Origin of the sequence: Leisingera sp. ANG-M1 (assembly GCF_000813745.1) — a bacterium.
GTDB lineage: Bacteria > Pseudomonadota > Alphaproteobacteria > Rhodobacterales > Rhodobacteraceae > Leisingera.
In genome coordinates, this window is sequence record NZ_JWLC01000025.1 from 1 (window position 1) to 18,650 (window position 18,650).

An 18,650-nucleotide genomic window follows, 5' to 3' on the forward strand; every position below is an offset into this window, starting at 1 on the left:
GAACACACCCTGGTTGGCCTGAGAGCCGGAGTTCGGCTGCACGTTGGCGAACTCGCAGCCGAACAGCGCCTTGGCGCGGTCGATCGCCAGGTTTTCGGCGACGTCGACATACTGGCAGCCGCCGTAGTAGCGGCGCCCCGGGTAGCCTTCGGCGTATTTGTTGGTCAGCACGGAGCCCTGGGCTTCCATCACCGCGGCGGAGACGATGTTTTCCGAGGCAATCAGCTCGATCTCGTCGCGCTGGCGGCCCAGCTCGGCTGTGATCGCGCCGAACAGCTCAGGATCGCGCTCCGACAGCGCTTGGGTGAAAAAGCCGGGGTCACGGGTCGCTTCAGTCATGGTGGCTCCGTTAGAGTAGGGATCAGAATTGAGGGATTTCCTATCGGAAACTTCCTTGCGCCGTAACCCCGTAAAACGACATATCCCTGCGACAGAACGGCAACTATGGTCATTGGCGGAAAGCTGTGATTGTTTCGGAACCAGTTGCCTAACACCGGAAACAGATTTCATGAGTTTGAGAATCGCATTTCTGGCCAGCGAAGTGGATGTGGCGCAAGAGGCGCTGGAAACGCTGAGCCGCCGCTATGGCCAGGAGACGCCGGAAAAGGCCGATGTGATCGTGGCCCTGGGCGGCGACGGCTTCATGCTGCGCACCCTGCACACAATGGTGAACCACCCGGCGCCGGTCTATGGCATGAACCGCGGCACTGTCGGGTTCCTGATGAATGAATACCGCGAGGACGGGCTGATCGAACGGCTTGAGGAAGCCGAGCAGGAAATCATCAACCCCTTGTCGATGACCGCAATGGACCGCCGCGGCAATGTGCATAAGGCGCTGGCCATCAACGAGGTCTCGCTGCTACGGGCAGGGCCGCAGGCGGCACGGCTCAGGATCTCGGTGGACGGGCGCATGCGGATGGAGGAACTGGTTTGCGACGGGGCGCTGGTCGCCACGCCTGCCGGCTCCACAGCCTATAATTACTCCGCTCACGGCCCGATTCTGCCGATTGGCGCGGATGTTCTGGCGCTGACGGCGATTGCGGCCTTCCGGCCGCGGCGCTGGCGCGGTGCGCTGCTGCCCAGCAATGCGATGGTGCGGTTCGACGTGCTGGAGGCGGGCAAACGCCCCGTAATGGCTGACGCGGATTCGATTTCGGTGGCGGATATCGACTGGGTCGAGATTAGGACCGACCCGGAAATCCGCCACAAGATCTTGTTCGACCCCGGCCACGGCTTGGAGGAAAGGCTTATTTCCGAGCAGTTTACCTGAAGGTTTAATGGAGGCTTCACGAATTTGTGAACTTTGGGGTAACGATTCTGTGCAATCATTTACCCACAGGCGGATGTGGATGACACCTGCCAACGGGCTGAAGTGCCACAGAGCCGTACCGGCGTGTTTTGTTCGTTCCAGTTGATAGTTTTTGCCGGTCATGCCCGCAGAACCCGCGCCAGAATGCCGGGTTCGCTGAATGCGACGAGTCGAGCACGTTTTATAACGAGTAATCTGGGTTGGAAGTTCCCCGGGGGCGGTTCAGTCCGTTCCCCGGGACCTTATGTGCTCTGAGAGCATTCGAAATTGCCCGGGATTCGAGGCTGCTGGCCGTTGGGGCAGACCGGCTGAGCCGGGAGTAAGACCCCCAGTTCGATCCGTCGCATCTCTGGCATTTGTGCAGCAATTGAACTGCCTGGCCGGCCGCCGGGCTGCCTTGTTTTACCGGCCGCTTGCGGACTGCGAGTCCATCATCTCCCATAGCGGCAGGCACATACGGCCCGCCCGGGCCTCGATCGCAGCACAGGCATCCACCGCCAGATCCTCACGCCAGCGGCGGGCGGCGATTTGGACATTGACCGGCTGGCGCCCCGCCGGCAGCTCTGCCAGCCGGGCGGGGACCGAGGCGGCGGGCAGCCCAAGGAAATTCATTGCATATGAATATACGGCGCAGCCCAGCACCTCATGTACTCCTTCCGCCCCTTCGGTATCCCGGTCGGGCTTGAAGAAGGGCTGCGGCAGGAACGGCGACAGCACCAGCGGATATTCTTCCAGAAACAGCGACCATTGACGCGCGTAATGGGTGCGCTTGGCCATCATTTGCAACAGTTCATCCCCGGCGAATGGTGGGAACTCCTGGAAGTAGACCGAGAAGATATCGCGCACTGTTTGCGAGCCTGCCGCATCCACGTCCCCCTTCATCAGAGCATAGATTTCCCCCATCAGGGCCCGGTACCCGGTGCGCCCGGCCTCGAACACATTGGGCGGCTCCGCTTCCTCGACCGCGTAGCCCGCGTCGGTCAGCGCATCGCGGGCGAAATCCAGCGCGGCCCCGACTTCGGGATGCAAATCGTATCCATGGGTGTTTTTGGTGAAGGCTACTTTGATGGGGCCGTCCAGCGCTCCGCCGCGCCAGGGCATAGGCACATGAAAAGGGTCGCGCGGGTCCGGCGCAATGAGACTGGGCATCGACAAGTGCAGGTCTTCCGCCGAACGGGTGATCAGCCCCTGCACAGACATCAGTTGCGCCAGCAGCCCCCGCTCGGCGCTTTGGCTGGGGTTCCAGGCCGGCACCCGGCCCAGGCCCGGCTTCACGGTAACCGCGCCATTGGCGGCGGCGGGAAAGCGCAAGGAGCCGCCGATGTCATTGCCGTGGCCCAGGGCGCCGATCCCGGCCATCACCGCAGAACCTGCACCGCCGGAGGAGCCGCCCGGCGAGATATGCCGCCCCCAGGGGTTGTGGGTGCGCCCGTGCAGCGGGTTGTCGGTATCGGCGCGGAAGGAGAATTCCGGCGTATTGGTGCGTCCGATCACCACCGCACCGGCCTTTTGCAGGTTCTCCACCACCGGCGCGTCGGCGGGGGCGATGAGGTCTTTCAGAGCGGTCACGCCATTGGAGGTGGCATGGCCTTTCTGGTCGATATTGATCTTGATGGTGACCGGCACGCCGTGCAGCGGCCCGGGCACGGCGCCTGCCGCGCGTGCCTTGTCCAAGCCGCGGGCGCGCTCCATCGCTTCGGTGCTCAAATCCTCGACAACTGCGTTCAGCTCCGGATTGACCGAATTCATCCGGGTGATGGAGGCCTGCACTGCCGTTTCCGCGCTGACGCCGCCGGTGCGGGTGAGCTTTGTCAGTTCGGTGGCGCTCAGGCGCCAGATGCCGGTGTTTTCCATGCTTGTGCCTCCTTGGCCGCAGCCTAGGCAGGCGGGGCGGAGTTGCAAGCAAAACCGGGCGGCAGGGCCGCCCGGATCCGGTAATTCTCAGGTTCTTTGATCGGTCAGGCTTTTGCGTAGCCGATGGTCTGCAGCGCAACGGTGATCTCGTCCAGGATCGCCGGGTCGTCGATTGTTGCAGGCATCTTCCAGGGCGCGCCATCGGCGATGTTCACCATGGTGCCACGCAGGATCTTGCCGGAGCGGGTCTTGGGCAGCCGGTCCACCACAACCGCCAGTTTGAAGGCGGCAACCGGGCCGATCTTCTCGCGCACCAGTTTGACGACTTCGGACACCACCTCTGCATCGTCGCGGTCCGCACCGGCATTCAGGCACAGGAAACCAACAGGCATCTGGCCTTTGAGGCTGTCAGCGACGCCGATCACGGCGCATTCCGCCACGTCCGGGTGGCTTGCCAGAACCTCTTCCATACCGCCGGTCGAGAGCCGGTGGCCTGCCACATTGATCACGTCATCGGTGCGCGCCATGATGTAGAGGTAGCCGTCCTCGTCTTTCATGCCGGCATCGCCGGTCTCATAGTAGCCGGGGAAAGTATTTAGGTAGCTCTTCTTGTACCGCTCTTCTGCATTCCACAGGGTCGGCAGCGTGCCAGGCGGCAGCGGCAGCTTCACCGCAATTGCGCCCAGCTCGCCCGGCGCCACCGGGTTGCCGCCTTCATCCAGAATCTCGACCTCATAGCCGGGCATTGGCACGGCGGGGGAGCCCAGTTTGGTCGGCAGTTCCTCGATCCCCAATGGGTTTGCGGCAATCGACCAGCCCGTCTCGGTCTGCCACCAGTGGTCGACCACTGGCGTGCCCAGCTGTTCCTGCGCCCAGGTGATGGTGTCGGGATCGGCGCGCTCGCCGGCCAGATACACCTGGTTCAGGCAGGAGAGGTCGTATTTCTTGACGTATTCGCCCTTGGGATCCTCGCGTTTCACCGCCCGGAAAGCAGTCGGCGCGGTGAAGAAGCTTTTCACCTTATGCTCGGAGATCACCCGCCAGAAGGTGCCTGCATCCGGCGTGCCCACGGGCTTGCCCTCAAACACGATGGTGGTGTTGCCGTGGATCAGCGGCGCATAGCAGATATAGCTGTGGCCAACGACCCAGCCCACATCCGAGGCGGCCCAGAACACATCGCCGGGATCGACGTTATAGATGTTCTTCATGGTCCAGTTCAGCGCCACCAGCTGGCCGGCGGTGTGACGGATCACGCCTTTGGGCTGGCCGGTGGTTCCGGAGGTGTAGAGGATATAGGAGGGGTGGTTGCCCTCGACCGGCACACATTCGGCAGGCTCCACGCCGTACTGGAAACCGTGCCAGTTGACGTCACGCCCCGGGACCAGCTCGGCCACTTCCTGCTCGCGCTGGAAGATCACGCAGAAATCCGGCTTGTGCGCGGCCAGGTCGATGGCACCGTCCAATAGCGGCTTGTAGTGCACGGTGCGGCCCGGCTCGATGCCGCAGGAGGCCGCGATGATCGCCTTGGGTTTGGCATCGTCGATCCGCACCGCCAGCTCGTTGGAGGCAAAGCCGCCGAACACCACCGAATGCACAGCGCCGATCCGGGCGCAGGCCAGCATCGCCTCCAGCGCCTCAGGGATCATCGGCATGTAGATGATGACGCGGTCGCCCTTTTCAATGCCCTTGGCGCGCAGGGCGCCGGCCAGGGTGGCAACGCGGTTGCGCAGCTCGGCATAGGAGATAGCACGTTTGGTTTGCGTGACCGGGCTGTCATAGATGATCGCAGTCTGCTCGCCGCGGCCTTCCTCGACATGGCGGTCAACGGCATTGTAGCAGGTGTTCACCTTGGCATCGGCAAACCACTCGTAAAGCCCGTCGCCCTTGTCAAACAGCGCCTGCTTCGGGGCCTCGTCCCAGCTGATCGCCTGGGCTGCCTCCATCCAGAAACCTTCCGGGTCCTGTTTCCAGCCGGCGTAAATGTCCTGATATCCCATGGTGTTCATCTCCTCCTGCTCTCTGCGTAGGCGAGAATGCGGCAAACGGGCAAGTTTTGAGCCGTTCTCACGCAAGGTTGGTCAAGGAATTTACAGCTTCACGCCTTGAATTCGAGGGGTGTGTAAAATGTTTACAGGAAAGCCAGGGTTAGCAGGCTGTCCACTTTGCAAACCGGGCTTTGCTGCAGAATAACGCTGGCGCGCACGGGGGAGTTTGCAAAATTGCAAATTCCGCTGCTGCAAACTCTGGAGCCGGTCTGGGAATCACCCGCCCGAGGACTTGGCATAACGGGGCAGGCTGTCTTTCAGGTCCAGCCAGGTGACATGTTCGGAATGAAAGACATGGAACCGGGGCGGCATATCGCTGGGGCTTTCCAGGGTTGCCGAGTAAAGGTGGATATTCGCCGTGTCCTTGGCATTGCGATAGGCCATTTGGGTGCCGCAAGTGCTGCAGAACAGCCGCTCGACATCCTCCGAGGACTTGTAGACCGACGGCTCGGCACCGGACCATGCCACGGCCTCACGCGGCAGTCCGAAAAATGCGGTGACAGGCGCCGCGCAATTGCGGCGGCAATCGGCGCAGTGGCAGTAGCAGCTCCAGGCCGCCTCGGCCTGGCTCTCCCAATGCACCGCGCCGCAGTGGCAATGCCCTCTCATGGCTGGTCCCCTTTGCTGGCCTCCCGGGAAGGGCGGCCAGCGGAAATTCCCAGCCGCGGGGTTAACCGTAGTGCGCCACCGGGGTTCCGGCAATGGCGGCCATGTTCAAAAGCCCGCGGGCGGTAATCGAGGGCGAGACGATATGCGCGCGGTTGCCCATGCCCATCAGGATCGGCCCCACTTCCAGCCCGCCAGCCCGCATCTTCAGGATGTTGCGCACGCCCGAAGCCGCATCCGCATGGGCAAAGATCAGCACGTTGGCGGCGCCTTCCAGCCGCGAGTTGGGGAAGATCCGGCCGCGCAGCTCAGGATCCAGCGCGGTGTCGATGTTCATCTCGCCCTCATAGGCAAAATCCCGGCGTTTATCATCGAGGATCTCCAGTGCGTCCCGCAGGCGGCTGCCGGTGTCGCAGGAGATATTGCCGAACTGCGATTGCGAGCAAAGCGCGATTTTCGGCTCAATGCCGAAGCGGCGCACATGGCGGGCAGCACCCATCACGGTCTCGGCGATTTGCTCCGGCGTCGGCTCGATCCGCACATGGGTGTCCGCGATGAACAGCGGGCCATCCTCCAGGATCATCATCGACAGCGCCCCATGCGGGGAATAGCTGTTGCCGCCCAGAACCTGCTGCACATAGTTCATGTGCCAGCGGTATTCGCCGAAGGTGCCGCAGATAAGGCTGTCCGCCTCGCCCCGGTGCACCATGATGGCACCGATGGCGGTGGTATTGGTGCGCATGATCGCCTTGGCCAGATCCGGGGTCACACCCTTGCGCTGCATCACCTTGTGGTAGCTGTTCCAGTAATCATAGTAGCGCGGATCGTGTTCCGGATTCACCAGTTGGAAATCGCGGCCCGGACGTACATCAAGCCCGAGCTTCTCGCAGCGCTTCTCGATCACTTCCGGGCGGCCGATCAGGATCGGTGTCTCGGTGGTCTCTTCCAGGATCGCCTGGGCGGCGCGCAGCACCCGCTCATCCTCGCCCTCGGCAAAGACAATGCGGCGGGCGGCGGCGCGGGCCGCCTCGAACACCGGGCGCATCAGCAGGGCGGATTTGAACACCGTCTGGTTCAGCTTCTGGCGGTAGGCGTCCATGTTTTCGATAGGGCGGGTGGCCACGCCGCTTTCCATCGCGGCCTTCGCCACGGCAGAGGAGACAACCGCAACCAGGCGCGGGTCAAAGGGTTTGGGGATCAGGTAATCCGCGCCGAAATTCAGCTGCTCGCCCTTATAAGCCGCCGCAGCCTCGGCGCTGGTTGTGGCGCGCGCCAGCTCGGCAATGCCATCGACGCAGGCGATCTGCATTTCGTCATTGATCTCGGTTGCCCCCACATCCAGTGCCCCGCGGAAGATGAAGGGGAAGCACAGCACGTTGTTGACCTGATTGGGGAAATCGCTGCGCCCGGTGGCAATGATCGCTTCCGGTGCCACCTTCCGGGCAGCCTCCGGCATGATCTCAGGCGTCGGGTTGGCCAGCGCAAAGATGATCGGGCGCGCTGCCATCTTCGCCACCATCTCGGGCTTCAGAACATTGGGGCCGGAGAGGCCAAGGAATAGGTCGGCGCCGTCCACCACCTCATCCAATGTCCGCTTGTCCGAGGCCTGGGCAAAGGCCGCCTTCTGCGGGTTCATGTCCTCTTCGCGGCCCTCATAGACCAGCCCGTGAATGTCGCAGAGCCAGATGTTTTCGCGCTTCACGCCCAGTTTCAGCAGCATATTGAGGCAGGCAATCCCGGCCGCGCCGCCGCCGGTGGAGACGATCTTGATCTCCTCAAAGCTCTTGCCCGCCACATGCAGCGCGTTTTTGGCCGCCGCGCCCACCACAATCGCAGTGCCATGCTGGTCGTCATGGAAGACCGGAATGTTCATCCGCTCGCGGCACAGCTTTTCCACGACAAAGCAATCCGGCGCCTTGATGTCTTCGAGGTTGATAGCGCCAAACGTGGGCTCCAGCGAACAGACGATATCTGCCAGCTTTTCTGGATCGCTTTCGTTTACTTCAATGTCAAAACAATCGATGCCCGCGAAGTTCTTGAACAGCACCGCCTTGCCTTCCATCACCGGCTTGGACGCCAGCGCGCCGATGTTCCCGAGCCCCAGAACCGCCGAGCCGTTGGATACAACCGCAACCAGATTGCCGCGCGAGGTATAGCGGGCGGCATTGGCTTCATCCGCCTTGATCTCGGTACAGGCCTCGGCCACGCCGGGTGAATAGGCGCGAGCCAGATCGCGACCGTTGGCCATCGGCTTGGTTGCGCGGATCTCCAGCTTACCCGGCTGCGGAAACTCGTGATAGTTGAGCGCAGCTTGGCGCAGGTTCTGTGAATCGGACATCTGGCGCTCCTCGGAAAAGGGTATTGTTTAGCGTTAAACCATTTTTCTTGCCGGAAACCTAGCCCAAACTGACGCAAATGGACGCGGCGGCAAAGGCGGCGGCGGGTTCTTGCATAAACCCTGCCGCACCGTCACTCTCCTGCCAAATGAATTGGGAGTGAAAAATGAGCGACGTAATCGCCGAATTCCGCCTGCCGACAGATGAACTGCGCAACGATATTCCGTTTTTTACCAAAGTGTTGGGTATGAAAATGGACTCAATCTACCCGGCAGATGACCCGCGCATTGCCGTTTTTTCCGGCCACGGGCTGAGGCTCAGGGTTGAGAAGGGGGCAGAGGAAAGCCCCGGCACAATCCGCATTCTGGCGGAAGATCCTGATGGATTTGCCGAAGGCCAGCGCCGCCTGACTGCGCCCAATGGCACTCGGATTGAGATTGAGGAACGCCACCCGCCGATGGTGATGCCGGAAACAGTGCACAGCTTTGTGGTGCGCCGCCTGAAGGACCAGGCGCCCTGGATCATTGGCCGTGCAGGCATGCATTACCGCGATCTGGTGCCGGACCGGCTGGGCGGCTCGATCATTGCCAGCCACATCCGCATCCCTGACGGCGGCCCGGTGCCGGACATGGTGCATTTCCACCGGGTTGGCTTCCAGCTGATCTTCTGCATCCACGGCTGGGTTGATGTTGTTTACGAGGATCAGGGTGAAAAGATGCGCCTGACCGCGGGCGACTGCTTCATCCAGCCACCGGAGATCCGTCACCGGGTGCTGGAGGCCAGCGACAACGTGCAGGTGATCGAGATCGGCGTGCCAGCCGAGCATGTCACTGAAATTGATCATGAAATGACACTGCCGACACCGCACTACCGTCCCGAACGGGAATGGCAGGGCCAGCGTTTTGTCTACAACAAGGCCGAAGGCGCCGAGTGGATACCGTTCCGTCTGCCGGGTTACATCTGCCGCGATACCACCATTGCCGAGAACACCAAGGGCGTTGCAGGCGTGCAGGTGGTGCGCCGGGGCGAGGGCGACCCGCAATGGGCCGCGCATGACACCGACATCCACTTTACCTTTGTGATGAATGGTGAAGTGACGCTGGAGGGGGAGGGGCGCGAGCCTTTCCGGCTGGAGCAGGGGGATGCCTTTGTAATTCCGCCGGGCATGAAGACCCGCCTTAGCGATCCGTCAAGCGACGTCGAACTGCTGGAAGTGACTCTGCCGGGCGAGTTTAACACAACATTGGGCTGACACTTGCAGGGGTTCGTGCCCGTTCAGAGGAATGGGCGCGAACCCGGTCGGCTTGAGAACCGGGGGGACGTGAATTCGCCAAGAAATCGGTCCTCCAGGGCTTCCCCTTTGCCTGCGCGTCCCGCTATCCTGCGACATCTTGACCAGATGATCAAAAAAACGGGGAATCGTCCATGAGCCTCAAAGCCGCCGCCACCGCCGTCCGCGAAAACGCCCACGCGCCTTACTCCAACTTCAAGGTTGGCGCGGCCATCCGCTCGGCCTCGGGCCAGATCTATGTCGGCTGTAACGTGGAAAACGTGGCCTATCCTGAAGGCACCTGCGCCGAGGCGGGGGCTATCGCCGCGATGGTGGCCGCGGGAGAGACCGAACTGGCCGAAGTCTATGTGATCGCCGACAGTCCGGCACCGGTGCCGCCCTGCGGAGGCTGCCGGCAGAAGCTCAAAGAATTCGGCGCGGGCGGCGTCAAGGTCACCATGGGCACCACCGACGGCGCCGAGCGGGAAACCACCATTGGCGATCTGCTGCCCGGTGCCTTCGACGCGGGCCACATGGAGCGCAGCTGATGGATGCCCGCGCCATAAACGCCAAATTGCGGCGCCGCGAGGTGCCAAGCGAGGATGAGTTGCGCTGGTTTGCCAATGGCTTGGCCAATGGCGACGTCACCGACGCCCAGGCTGCAGCCTTTGCCATGGCCGCCTGTTTCCAAAGCATCGGCACCGAGGGCTGCCGGGCGCTGACATTGGCAATGCGCGATACCGGCGATGTGCTGGAGTGGGATCTTGACGGCCCTGTGCTCGACAAACACTCCACCGGCGGCGTCGGTGACTGTGTTTCCCTGCTGCTGGCCCCGGCTTTGGCAGCCTGTGGCGCCTATGTGCCTATGATTTCGGGGCGCGGGCTGGGCCATACCGGCGGCACTCTGGACAAGCTGGAGGCGATCCCCGGCGTCAATACCCAGGTCAGGGAAGACCGCCTGAAGAGCATGATGCAGGACGTGGGCTGCGCCATTGTCGGCGCCACCGCGCAGATCGCGCCTGCGGACAAACGGTTCTACGCCATCCGCGATGTCACCGCGACAGTTGAAAGCATTGAGCTGATCACCGCTTCGATCTTGTCCAAGAAACTCGCGGCCTCTCCGGACGCGCTGGTGCTGGATGTGAAAATCGGCTCGGGCGCATTTATGAAAACAGCCGAAGAGGCACGGGCGCTGGCACAATCCATGTGCGACGTGGCCAATGCCGCGGGCTGCCGGACGTCCGCGCTGATCACCGATATGAATCAGCCGCTGGCGCCCTCGTTGGGCAATGCGCTGGAAGTGGCGGAAGTGATGCGGCTCCTGACCGGCAAAGCAGAGGGGCGGTTGGTCGAGATTTCTGCGGCTTTGGGCGGCGAATTGCTGGTTCTCGCGGGCCTTGCCAGCGATGCGCAGGACGGCGCGGCTAGGATTGCCGCCACCCTTGACGATGGCCGCGCGGCTGAAATCTTTGGGCGCATGATTGCGGCAATGGGCGGCCCGGCTGATTTTGCCGAAAACTGGCAGGCCCATCTGCCGGGCGCTGAGGTTCAGCGCGAGGTCAAAGCCCCGGCCGTGGGACATGTTGCGGCGATCAACGGCGAGGCGCTTGGCCTAGCTGTTGTCGGCCTGGGCGGCGGCCGGATGGTGGAGAGCGACCGCATCCATCCCGGTGTCGGGCTCTCCGGCATGGCCCGCCTCGGTCAAGAGGTCGGGGCAGGGAATGTGATCGCATGCATCCATGCCGCCAGTGAGGATGACGCAAAGGCCGCAGAAGCCGCTGTCCTTGCCGCCATTGCCATTGAGGAGAAGCCCGCAGAGCTGCCGCCGCTGGTTCACGAAAGGATCTCCTGATGGCCCGAGCCTTCCTAGTGGTGATGGACTCCGTGGGCATCGGCGGTGCTCCGGATGCCGGAAAGTTCTTCAACGGCGATCTGCCGGACCTCGGTGCCAACACGCTGGCCCATATCGCCCAGGCCTGCGCTGCCGGGCAGGCGGAGGAAGGCCGCAGCGGTCCGCTGAAGCTGCCCAATCTGGAGCGCCTTGGGCTTGGGGCCGCGATGCGGCTGGCGTCCTCCGTACCCTTCCCGGGGCTGGAGGGGGAGCCGCAAGGGCTTTGGGGGTGCGCCCGCGAGTACAGCCCGGGCAAGGATACACCTTCGGGCCATTGGGAATTGGCCGGGCTTACGGTGCCCTGGGACTGGCACTATTTCCCCGATGCGGCGCCGTCGTTTCCCGCAGATCTGACGGCTTTTGTCGCCGCCAAGGCGGGCACAGATGGCGTTCTTGGCAACAGCCATGCGCCGGGAACAGCAATCATCAATGACCTCGGTGCCGAGCACATGCGCAGCGGCAAGCCGATCTGCTATACCTCCGCCGACAGCGTCTTTCAGATCGCCGCGCATGAAGAGAGCTTCGGCCTGGACCGGCTGCTGGCGCTTTGCGAGGAGGTTGCCCCGCGGCTGCACGCCATGAAGGTGGGGCGGGTCATCGCGAGACCCTTCACCGGATCGCCGGAGCAGGGGTTCACCCGCACCGCCAACCGCCGCGACTATGCCATCACGCCACCTGCGCCGGTGCTGACCAACTGGGTGCAGGACGCAGGGCGCACGGTCCACGCCATCGGCAAGATCGGTGATATCTTCACTATGTCCGGCATCGACACCCTGAAAAAAGGCCCGGATGCCAAGCTGATGCAGCATCTTTTTGATGCAGTGGACACGGCAGAGGATGGCAGCCTCACCTTCGCCAATTTTGTTGAGTTCGACAGTGTCTACGGCCACCCCCGCGACATCTCCGGCTATGCCCGCGCGCTGGAGTGGTTCGACGCGGAACTGGGCCGCCTGCTGCCTAAGTTGCGCCAGGGCGACATGCTGCTGCTCACCGCCGATCACGGCAACGACCCCAGCTGGCCCGGCTCCGACCACACCCGCGAACAGGTGCCTGTTCTGATCGCAGGGCTTGACGTCGGCAGTGTCGGGCAGGTCAAATTCGCCGATGTGGCGGCCTCCATCGCCGCCCACCTGAACGTTCCGGCCCAAGGCCCCGGCAAGAGTTTTCTTTGACCCGATGGTCAAAACACGCTTGCCTGCCGCGGCCAAGCCCGTAAAAGCGCGCAAAACCAAATTTTAGGAGTGTCCCATGACCGACCACCTGACCGTTGTTGATCACCCGCTTGTGCAGCACAAGCTGACCCTGATGCGGGATAAGGGAACCTCCACCCAGGGCTTCCGCCGCCTGCTGCGCGAGATCACCCAGCTGCTGGCCTATGAGATCACCCGCGAAATGCCGCTGACCACCACCACCATCGATACCCCGATGGAGGAAATGGAAGCGCCGATCCTGGCGGGCAAGAAAATGGCGCTGGTGTCGATCCTGCGCGCAGGCAACGGCATGCTGGACGGGGTGCTGGAGCTGGTGCCCTCGGCCCGTGTCGGTTTTGTCGGCCTGTACCGCGACGAGGAAACCCTGAAACCGGTGCAATACTACTTCAAGGCGCCGGAAGGGCTGAAGGACCGGCTGGTGATCGCGGTCGATCCGATGCTGGCCACCGGCAACAGCTCGGCTGCTGCCATCGACCTGCTGAAAGAGGCAGGCGCCACCGATATCCGCTTCCTCTGCCTGCTGGCCGCGCCCGAAGGCGTCGAGCGTATGAAGGAAGCGCATCCGGATGTGCCGATCGTCACCGCCTCCCTGGACCGGCAGCTGAACGAGAAGGGCTATATCCTGCCGGGCCTGGGCGATGCCGGCGACCGGATGTTCGGCACCAAGTAACCCGGCTCTGCCAAGGTGCGCCGCAGTGCCTTGGCAGCCCGCGGGCCAATCCCAGCAGCGCGCGCAAATTAATTCCAATTGGCGCAAAAATTGCCGTGAACCGGCCTTATTGTTGCCACGGAATCTTTACTCACAGGCGGGATTCGGGCATCCTGCACCCATATATCGTGGGGCGCAGGAATGAAAATAACTAGAATTATTGCACTGGCCATCATCACGGGGACTACGGGCGCAGCGGGTCTACAGGCACAAACCCAGCGCGAAACCAGTCCCCCGGCGGAATACCCGCCTGCTTCTTTCAAGGGCAAGCAGTATGTGGACAGCCGCGGATGTATCTACATTCGGGCGGGGATTGACGGCAATATTACCTGGGTGCCGCGGGTGACCCGCTCGCGCAAGCAGATTTGCGGCTTTGCACCGACCAAGGTGGCGGGCGCAACCCGGCAGCAGCAAACCGCGCCGCCGCCGGAGCTGATCACGCTGGAACCCAGTCAGCAGCCAGCGCAAACAGCTGCGGCAAAACCCGCGCCTGCCAAGCCGGTCCCGGCCAGGCCCGCGGCCCCTGCGGCTGCTGCGGCCAGCACGCCTCCGAAGGTGGTCACCACAGCCAAGCCACGCCGCACACGGCAAACCACCAGCGCCCGCCCGGCGCCGGCTGCGGCGGCGCCCAAACCGGCGGCAGCCCCCAAGCAAGTTGTGCGTGTAACCCCGAAGCCCGCTCCGGCACCCGCGGCGCCGGCAGTTGCGCCTGCGGCCAGCGGCTGCGAAGGGATTTCGGAGATCAGCCGCCAGTACACCAATGCCACAGGCGCCCGCTGCGGCCCGCAGACGGTCTCGCCGGTCACTTACGGCGGCCCGCAGTCCTCGCTGCAGCTGACACCGAGCACCCGGGTGGTGCAAAAGCACATCTATCAGGACCGCCGTCTCAGCAACAGTTTCACGGTGCCCGAGGGGTACCGCCCCGTCTGGACCGACGGCCGCCTCAACCCGCAGCGCGCCGAGCGCACGGTGCGTGCGGCGGTGGTGACCAGCTTTGCCCAGGCGCCGGCCGGATACCAGGAGGTGGAGCGCACGGATAACCGGTTGAACCCGATGCGTGGTGTGCGCACGCCGGAAGGGGATGCACAGATGGCGCAGATCTGGACCAACGGGGTGCCGCGCCGGCTGGTCGAGCTGCCGCTGGACCGTGCAACGGTGAAGCTGCCGCGGGAAGCGCGCCGCAGCCCGGCCGAGACCCGGACCCAGGCACTGCGTCTGTCGACCCGTTCGGCGCCAGGAGCCGCTGCACCCAAGCAGGCGGCGTCCGCAAGCTATGTCCGCGCAGCGACTTTTGCAGATGCGGATCAAGCCAAAGCCGCCGCGCGCCGGCTGGCGGGCACCGGCCTGCCGGTTCGTCTTGGGACTGTCAGCCGCAAGGGGCAGCCCTACAAGGTGGTCCTCGCCGGGCCGTTCAGCGACAGCGGCCAAGCCTCAGCGGCCTTGGCCAAGGCCCGGAACGCAGGTTTCAGCGGCGCCAAGCTGAGCAAATAATCCAGTAATCTCTGAAACAGCAAAGGCCGGGAGCAATCCCGGCCTTTGCTTTTGGGAAACTGCTGGCCGAGATCAGCCGCAGATGTTCTGCAGTTGCACCCAGTCGCGGTCGTTCAAAACCGGCTTAAGCACGCGGCCTGCCATCGGATCAGCCTCAATCAGCCCCAGGACCGTCTCGCCGGTGATATCCAGCGCATAGGCGTAAGGAGACGAGGGCAGGGCGGCCCGGGCGAACTCGGCCAGCAGCACCTCATCCGGCAGGTCTGGGCGCGGGCTGGCCAGGGTAGCCTCGGAATAGGCGTCCAGCGCAGGGCGGTCCAGCTCACCGGTGGTCAGCAGCTTGAAGGTGGCAAGGAACCCACCGGCCTCCAGCAATTCAGCCATCGGGTCGCGGGCGCCGGCGCGGGCACGCTCGGCCAGGATGGCGCCGGCCGCCACTGCGGGATCCTCGAAATCCTCAACAAAGGACCGGTTCAGCAGCACGATACCGCCAGGAAGATGCAGGCTGCCGGGAATGCCCGAACGCAGCACCGCCAGCTGCCGCACGCCGGTGCGCTGTGCCAGTTTGGCAAGGATGGGCGCCGCTTCGGGGGTGGCGCAGGCAGGTCCTGAGACCCGCTCGATCCGGCCCAGCAGCGCCTGTCCAATGGCCTTGCGCTTAATGTCGGGCACCACGCTCACTGCATGGCGGGTCACTGCGCCGGGCAGCCAAAAAACTGCCAGTGCCAAAACCAGCGCCAAGGTGCCCAGGATGCTCACTGCCCGCAGCCGCCCTGGCCGCGCCCGCGAGCGGCCGATGGCCTTTTGCACTCGGGAAATCGCCTCCAGCATGGCGGTTTCGTCCTGGGTGATTTCCAGCGTCTCGCCGGGATCGCCGTCAGGGTGGAACAGAGCTGGGAATTCGCCGGGGTTGGCCCGCTCGACAGCGGCCAGCGACCAATGGGCCAATGGCCTGTCATTCGTGCCGGAAATGGTCAGCGTCGCATCGCCCAGCGAGATGATCACATCCCGCCGCTGCGCCTCAGGATCCGCGCGCCACAGGCCCGCGGCCTCCAGCCGCTCGAATTCCTTCAATGCCGTCATGCAGCCAGCCCGGCCCCCATCCTTATCGTTGGGGACAGAATAATCACATAAAACAGGGGCGGCAATTTGCTTTGCCGCCCCCGGATGCTGTTTCGCCGTGAAAAGTTACAAAGACTTGGCGATTTTCCTCAATTCGAACTTCTGGATCTTCCCGGTGGAGGTTTTCGGCAGCTCCTGGAACACCACTTTCTTAGGTGCCTTGAAGCCCGCCAGGGTTTCCCGGGAGAAGGCGATCAGAGCCGCAGCGTCCTCTTTGGCGCCGGGCTTCAGCTCGACAAAGGCGCAAGGGACCTCGCCCCATTTCTCGTCCGGCATCGCCGCCACTGCCGCCAGCAGCACATCGGGGTGCGCCATCAGCACGCCCTCAACCTCGACCGACGAGATGTTCTCACCGCCCGAAATGATGATGTCCTTGGCCCGGTCGGCAATCTGGATGTAGCCGTCGGCATGCTGCACGGCGAGGTCGCCGGAGTTGAAGTAGCCGCCTTTGAAAGCCTCGGCGGTGGCTTCAGGGTTCTTCAGATAGCCCTTCATCACCACATTGCCGCGCAGGCCGATCTCACCCTGGCTCTCGCCATCCATCGGCAGCACATTGTGCTCGCTGTCGCGCACAACCACCGGCTCCAGCATCGGCATCGCCACGCCCTGGCGCGCCTTCTTGCCGGCGATGCCCGCCTTGTCGAGCCCGTCCCATTCATCGGCTTTCCAATAACATTCGGTGACATGGCCGAAGGTTTCTGTCAGCCCGTAAACATGGGTGACGTTGAAGCCCAGGTCCTCGATTTTCGAGAGGGTCGCCGGGGCAGGCGGGGCGCCTGCGGTGAAGACTTCTACCGTGTGATCAAAAGGTTTGCGTTCCTCGTCCTGCGCATTGACGATCATGTTCAGCACAATCGGCGCGCCGCCGAAATGGGTGGCGCCTTCATCATGGATGGCGTCATAGATGTTTGCAGCGGTGATATCGCGGCAGCAGACCAGGGTGCCACCGATGACCGGCATCATCCAGGTGTGGTTCCAGCCGTTGCAGTGGAACAGCGGCACGATGGTCAGATAAACCGGATGCAGCGTCATCCGCCAGGAGATCACGGTTCCGGTTGTCATCAGATAGGCGCCGCGGTGGTGGTAGACCACGCCCTTGGGCCGCCCGGTGGTGCCGGAGGTATAATTCAGCGCCAGGCTTTCCCATTCATCCTCGGGCATGATCCAGCCGAAGTCCGGATCGCCGCTGGCCAGCAGCGCCTCATATTCCGCGTGACGGCCGGAGGCGGGCCAGCCTGCCTGTTCATCCGCCACTTCAATCAGGACCGGTGCGGGACCCTCCATCTCCTTTACCGCGGCCTCCGCCAGCTCCAGGAACTGGGGGTCGACCAGCACCGCCTTGGCTTCGCCGTGATCGAAAATGTAGGAAACGGTGCCCACGTCCAGGCGGGTGTTGATGGTGTTCAGCACCGCGCCGCAGGCCGGCACGCCGAAATGCGCCTCGGCCTGGGCCGGGATGTTGGGCAGCAGAGTGGCGACCACGTCACCGGTCTTCACGCCGAGCTTTGCCAGTCCTGAGGCCAGCCGGGTGCAGCGCTCGTGGTATTCGCCATAGCTCTTGCGGTGTTTGCCGTAAACCACGGCCAAATGATCCGGAAACACCTGCGCGGCCCGCTGCAGATGGCTGAGCGGCGTCAGCGGCACATAATTCGCGGCGGTCTTTTCCAGACCGGTTTCATCCGCCATCCACCCCATCAGTTTCCTCCCCTGAATCACTTTAGGTGTCGTTTAGAGAACAGATATTGCGGAAAGTTGCGGGCAATGGAAAGCCTATGAAACAAACAGCTGTTCTTTCTGCCGCAAATGGCTCAAACGCTGCCGCAGCTCAGGCGATGGTTGCGGCCATGGTCATCATTGGCATGACCGACAACGCAGTGCCCGCAATGGCCGAGCATATCGGGCTCGGGCAGTTTTACATCCTGAGGACCATCGTGGCGCTGCCGCTGCTGTGGCTGATGGCGCGGGCGGGGCTGGGCGGCCTGGCACCGCGGCGGATCTGGCCGGTTACCTTGCGGGCGGTGCTGCTGGCGGTGTCGATGGTGTTCTATTTCTCAGCCGTGGCGCTGATGCCGATTGCCCAGGCACTGGCCGGGCTGTTCACCTCGCCGATCATGATCGTGGTGATTTCGGTGCTGTTTCTGCGGATGCGGATTGGAATTGTCCGGGTATCTGCCGTCTTTGCCGGGTTTCTGGGCGTGCTCTTGGTGCTGCAGCCGGATCCGTCAGATTTTGACTGGCTGATTCTGCTGCCGGTGGCGGGCGGGCTGTTCTATGCGCTCGGCTCCATCGCGACGGGCCGCATGTGCCAGGGGGAAAGCACGGTTGCCATGCTGTTTGCCTATCTGCTGGTGCAGGCCCTGTTCGGCGGGCTGGCGCTGGCCGGGCTCGAAGTCTGGCCGCAACCGGTGCCGGAAGGGTCCGAAGGTTTCATCACCCGCAGCTGGGTCTGGCCACTGTGGGAGATCTGGCATCTGGTTCTGCTGCAGGGTTTTGCCGCCGTCGGCGGAGTGTTTTTGATCACCAAGGCCTATCAGCTGGGAGAGGCCTCCTTTGTTTCGGTATTCGAATACTCGGTGATGATCGTCGGCCCGGCCTTTGCCTGGGTTGTTTTCGGCCAGGCGCTGGATTTCTGGCAGGTGCTGGGGATCGGGCTGATCATTGCGGCCGGTTCCACCATTGCTTTGCGTTCGAAGTGACAGCCGAGAGGGGCGCTGCCCCTCTTGACCCTGGCGGGTCAATTCACCCCGGGGTACTTAGAACCAGAAAGAAGCGGGAAGGTGCAGTCTTTTCCTCTTGCCGGAGGTAC

The 18,650-nt window shown here is 63.2% G+C and carries 14 protein-coding genes and 1 pseudogene; 8 read left to right on the forward strand and 7 right to left on the reverse strand.

What is annotated here, in order from left to right:
• A pseudogene (glyA, locus tag RA19_RS19355) lies at positions 1–339 on the reverse strand (serine hydroxymethyltransferase); the annotation flags it as partial.
• Between the two features lie 169 nt (positions 340–508).
• On the opposite strand from glyA, the gene RA19_RS19360 reads away from it, so the two are divergent.
• A complete protein-coding gene (locus RA19_RS19360; protein ID WP_039165823.1) occupies positions 509–1,270 on the forward strand; it encodes an NAD kinase in 762 nt (253 codons plus the stop codon).
• Positions 1,271–1,711: 441 nt separating this feature from the next.
• Here the strand turns inward: RA19_RS19360 and RA19_RS19365 are convergent, their stop codons facing one another.
• The 4 genes from RA19_RS19365 to RA19_RS19380 all read right to left on the reverse strand — a co-directional run bounded on the left by RA19_RS19365 (position 1,712) and on the right by RA19_RS19380 (position 8,152).
• On the reverse strand, positions 1,712–3,163 hold the full coding sequence (locus RA19_RS19365; protein ID WP_039165825.1) for an amidase family protein: 1,452 nt from the start codon (positions 3,161–3,163) through the stop codon (positions 1,712–1,714).
• A gap of 104 nt (positions 3,164–3,267) precedes the next feature.
• Positions 3,268–5,160: a propionate-CoA ligase PrpE gene (gene prpE / locus RA19_RS19370; protein WP_039166582.1), complete on the reverse strand. Its 1,893-nt coding sequence runs from the start codon at positions 5,158–5,160 to the stop codon at positions 3,268–3,270.
• Positions 5,161–5,424: 264 nt separating this feature from the next.
• Positions 5,425–5,817, reverse strand: coding sequence for a GFA family protein (locus RA19_RS19375; protein WP_039165827.1), 393 nt, complete (start codon positions 5,815–5,817; stop codon positions 5,425–5,427).
• 61 nt (positions 5,818–5,878) lie between these two features.
• A complete protein-coding gene (locus RA19_RS19380) occupies positions 5,879–8,152 on the reverse strand; it encodes an NADP-dependent malic enzyme (protein ID WP_039165830.1) in 2,274 nt (757 codons plus the stop codon).
• A gap of 164 nt (positions 8,153–8,316) precedes the next feature.
• Here RA19_RS19380 and RA19_RS19385 point away from each other — a divergent pair, with 164 nt between their 5' ends.
• From RA19_RS19385 to RA19_RS19410, 6 genes are all read left to right on the forward strand, one after another.
• The gene (locus RA19_RS19385) at positions 8,317–9,402 is read left to right on the forward strand and encodes a cupin domain-containing protein (RefSeq protein WP_039165834.1); all 1,086 of its coding nucleotides are present in this window, start codon (positions 8,317–8,319) and stop codon (positions 9,400–9,402) included.
• 173 nt (positions 9,403–9,575) lie between these two features.
• The gene (locus RA19_RS19390; RefSeq protein ID WP_039165837.1) at positions 9,576–9,968 is read left to right on the forward strand and encodes a cytidine deaminase; all 393 of its coding nucleotides are present in this window, start codon (positions 9,576–9,578) and stop codon (positions 9,966–9,968) included.
• Positions 9,968–11,272 carry a thymidine phosphorylase gene (locus tag RA19_RS19395; protein WP_039165840.1) on the forward strand — a complete coding sequence of 435 codons (1,305 nt, stop codon included), beginning with the start codon at positions 9,968–9,970 and terminating at the stop codon, positions 11,270–11,272. Before RA19_RS19390 ends, RA19_RS19395 begins: the two co-directional genes overlap by 1 nt.
• Complete coding sequence (locus tag RA19_RS19400) at positions 11,272–12,483, forward strand: phosphopentomutase (protein WP_039165843.1); 1,212 nt, start codon at positions 11,272–11,274, stop codon at positions 12,481–12,483. Before RA19_RS19395 ends, RA19_RS19400 begins: the two co-directional genes overlap by 1 nt.
• Before the next feature lie 76 nt (positions 12,484–12,559).
• A complete protein-coding gene (gene upp, locus RA19_RS19405; protein WP_039130463.1) occupies positions 12,560–13,192 on the forward strand; it encodes a uracil phosphoribosyltransferase in 633 nt (210 codons plus the stop codon).
• A 180-nt stretch (positions 13,193–13,372) separates the two neighbouring features.
• Positions 13,373–14,722 carry an SPOR domain-containing protein gene (locus RA19_RS19410; RefSeq protein WP_039165845.1) on the forward strand — a complete coding sequence of 450 codons (1,350 nt, stop codon included), beginning with the start codon at positions 13,373–13,375 and terminating at the stop codon, positions 14,720–14,722.
• 72 nt (positions 14,723–14,794) lie between these two features.
• On the opposite strand, the gene RA19_RS19415 is transcribed toward RA19_RS19410, so the two are convergent.
• Together RA19_RS19415 and RA19_RS19420 are read right to left on the reverse strand one after the other, a co-directional pair.
• Positions 14,795–15,805, reverse strand: coding sequence for a hypothetical protein (locus RA19_RS19415; protein WP_039165848.1), 1,011 nt, complete (start codon positions 15,803–15,805; stop codon positions 14,795–14,797).
• A 105-nt stretch (positions 15,806–15,910) separates the two neighbouring features.
• Complete coding sequence (locus RA19_RS19420) at positions 15,911–17,539, reverse strand: AMP-binding protein (protein ID WP_039165851.1); 1,629 nt, start codon at positions 17,537–17,539, stop codon at positions 15,911–15,913.
• A 77-nt stretch (positions 17,540–17,616) separates the two neighbouring features.
• Here RA19_RS19420 and RA19_RS19425 point away from each other — a divergent pair, with 77 nt between their 5' ends.
• A complete protein-coding gene (locus RA19_RS19425) occupies positions 17,617–18,540 on the forward strand; it encodes a DMT family transporter (RefSeq protein WP_039165854.1) in 924 nt (307 codons plus the stop codon).
• Positions 18,541–18,650: the final 110 nt, after the last annotated feature.

Coding starts and splice junctions, on each gene's coding strand:
- RA19_RS19360 (WP_039165823.1), top strand. CDS start 509: ATGAGTTTGAGAATCGCATTTCTGGCCAGCGAAGTGGATGTGGCGCAA.
- RA19_RS19365 (WP_039165825.1), bottom strand. CDS start 3,163: ATGGAAAACACCGGCATCTGGCGCCTGAGCGCCACCGAACTGACAAAG.
- prpE (WP_039166582.1), bottom strand. CDS start 5,160: ATGGGATATCAGGACATTTACGCCGGCTGGAAACAGGACCCGGAAGGT.
- RA19_RS19375 (WP_039165827.1), bottom strand. CDS start 5,817: ATGAGAGGGCATTGCCACTGCGGCGCGGTGCATTGGGAGAGCCAGGCC.
- RA19_RS19380 (WP_039165830.1), bottom strand. CDS start 8,152: ATGTCCGATTCACAGAACCTGCGCCAAGCTGCGCTCAACTATCACGAG.
- RA19_RS19385 (WP_039165834.1), top strand. CDS start 8,317: ATGAGCGACGTAATCGCCGAATTCCGCCTGCCGACAGATGAACTGCGC.
- RA19_RS19390 (WP_039165837.1), top strand. CDS start 9,576: ATGAGCCTCAAAGCCGCCGCCACCGCCGTCCGCGAAAACGCCCACGCG.
- RA19_RS19395 (WP_039165840.1), top strand. CDS start 9,968: ATGGATGCCCGCGCCATAAACGCCAAATTGCGGCGCCGCGAGGTGCCA.
- RA19_RS19400 (WP_039165843.1), top strand. CDS start 11,272: ATGGCCCGAGCCTTCCTAGTGGTGATGGACTCCGTGGGCATCGGCGGT.
- upp (WP_039130463.1), top strand. CDS start 12,560: ATGACCGACCACCTGACCGTTGTTGATCACCCGCTTGTGCAGCACAAG.
- RA19_RS19410 (WP_039165845.1), top strand. CDS start 13,373: ATGAAAATAACTAGAATTATTGCACTGGCCATCATCACGGGGACTACG.
- RA19_RS19415 (WP_039165848.1), bottom strand. CDS start 15,805: ATGACGGCATTGAAGGAATTCGAGCGGCTGGAGGCCGCGGGCCTGTGG.
- RA19_RS19420 (WP_039165851.1), bottom strand. CDS start 17,539: ATGGGGTGGATGGCGGATGAAACCGGTCTGGAAAAGACCGCCGCGAAT.
- RA19_RS19425 (WP_039165854.1), top strand. CDS start 17,617: ATGAAACAAACAGCTGTTCTTTCTGCCGCAAATGGCTCAAACGCTGCC.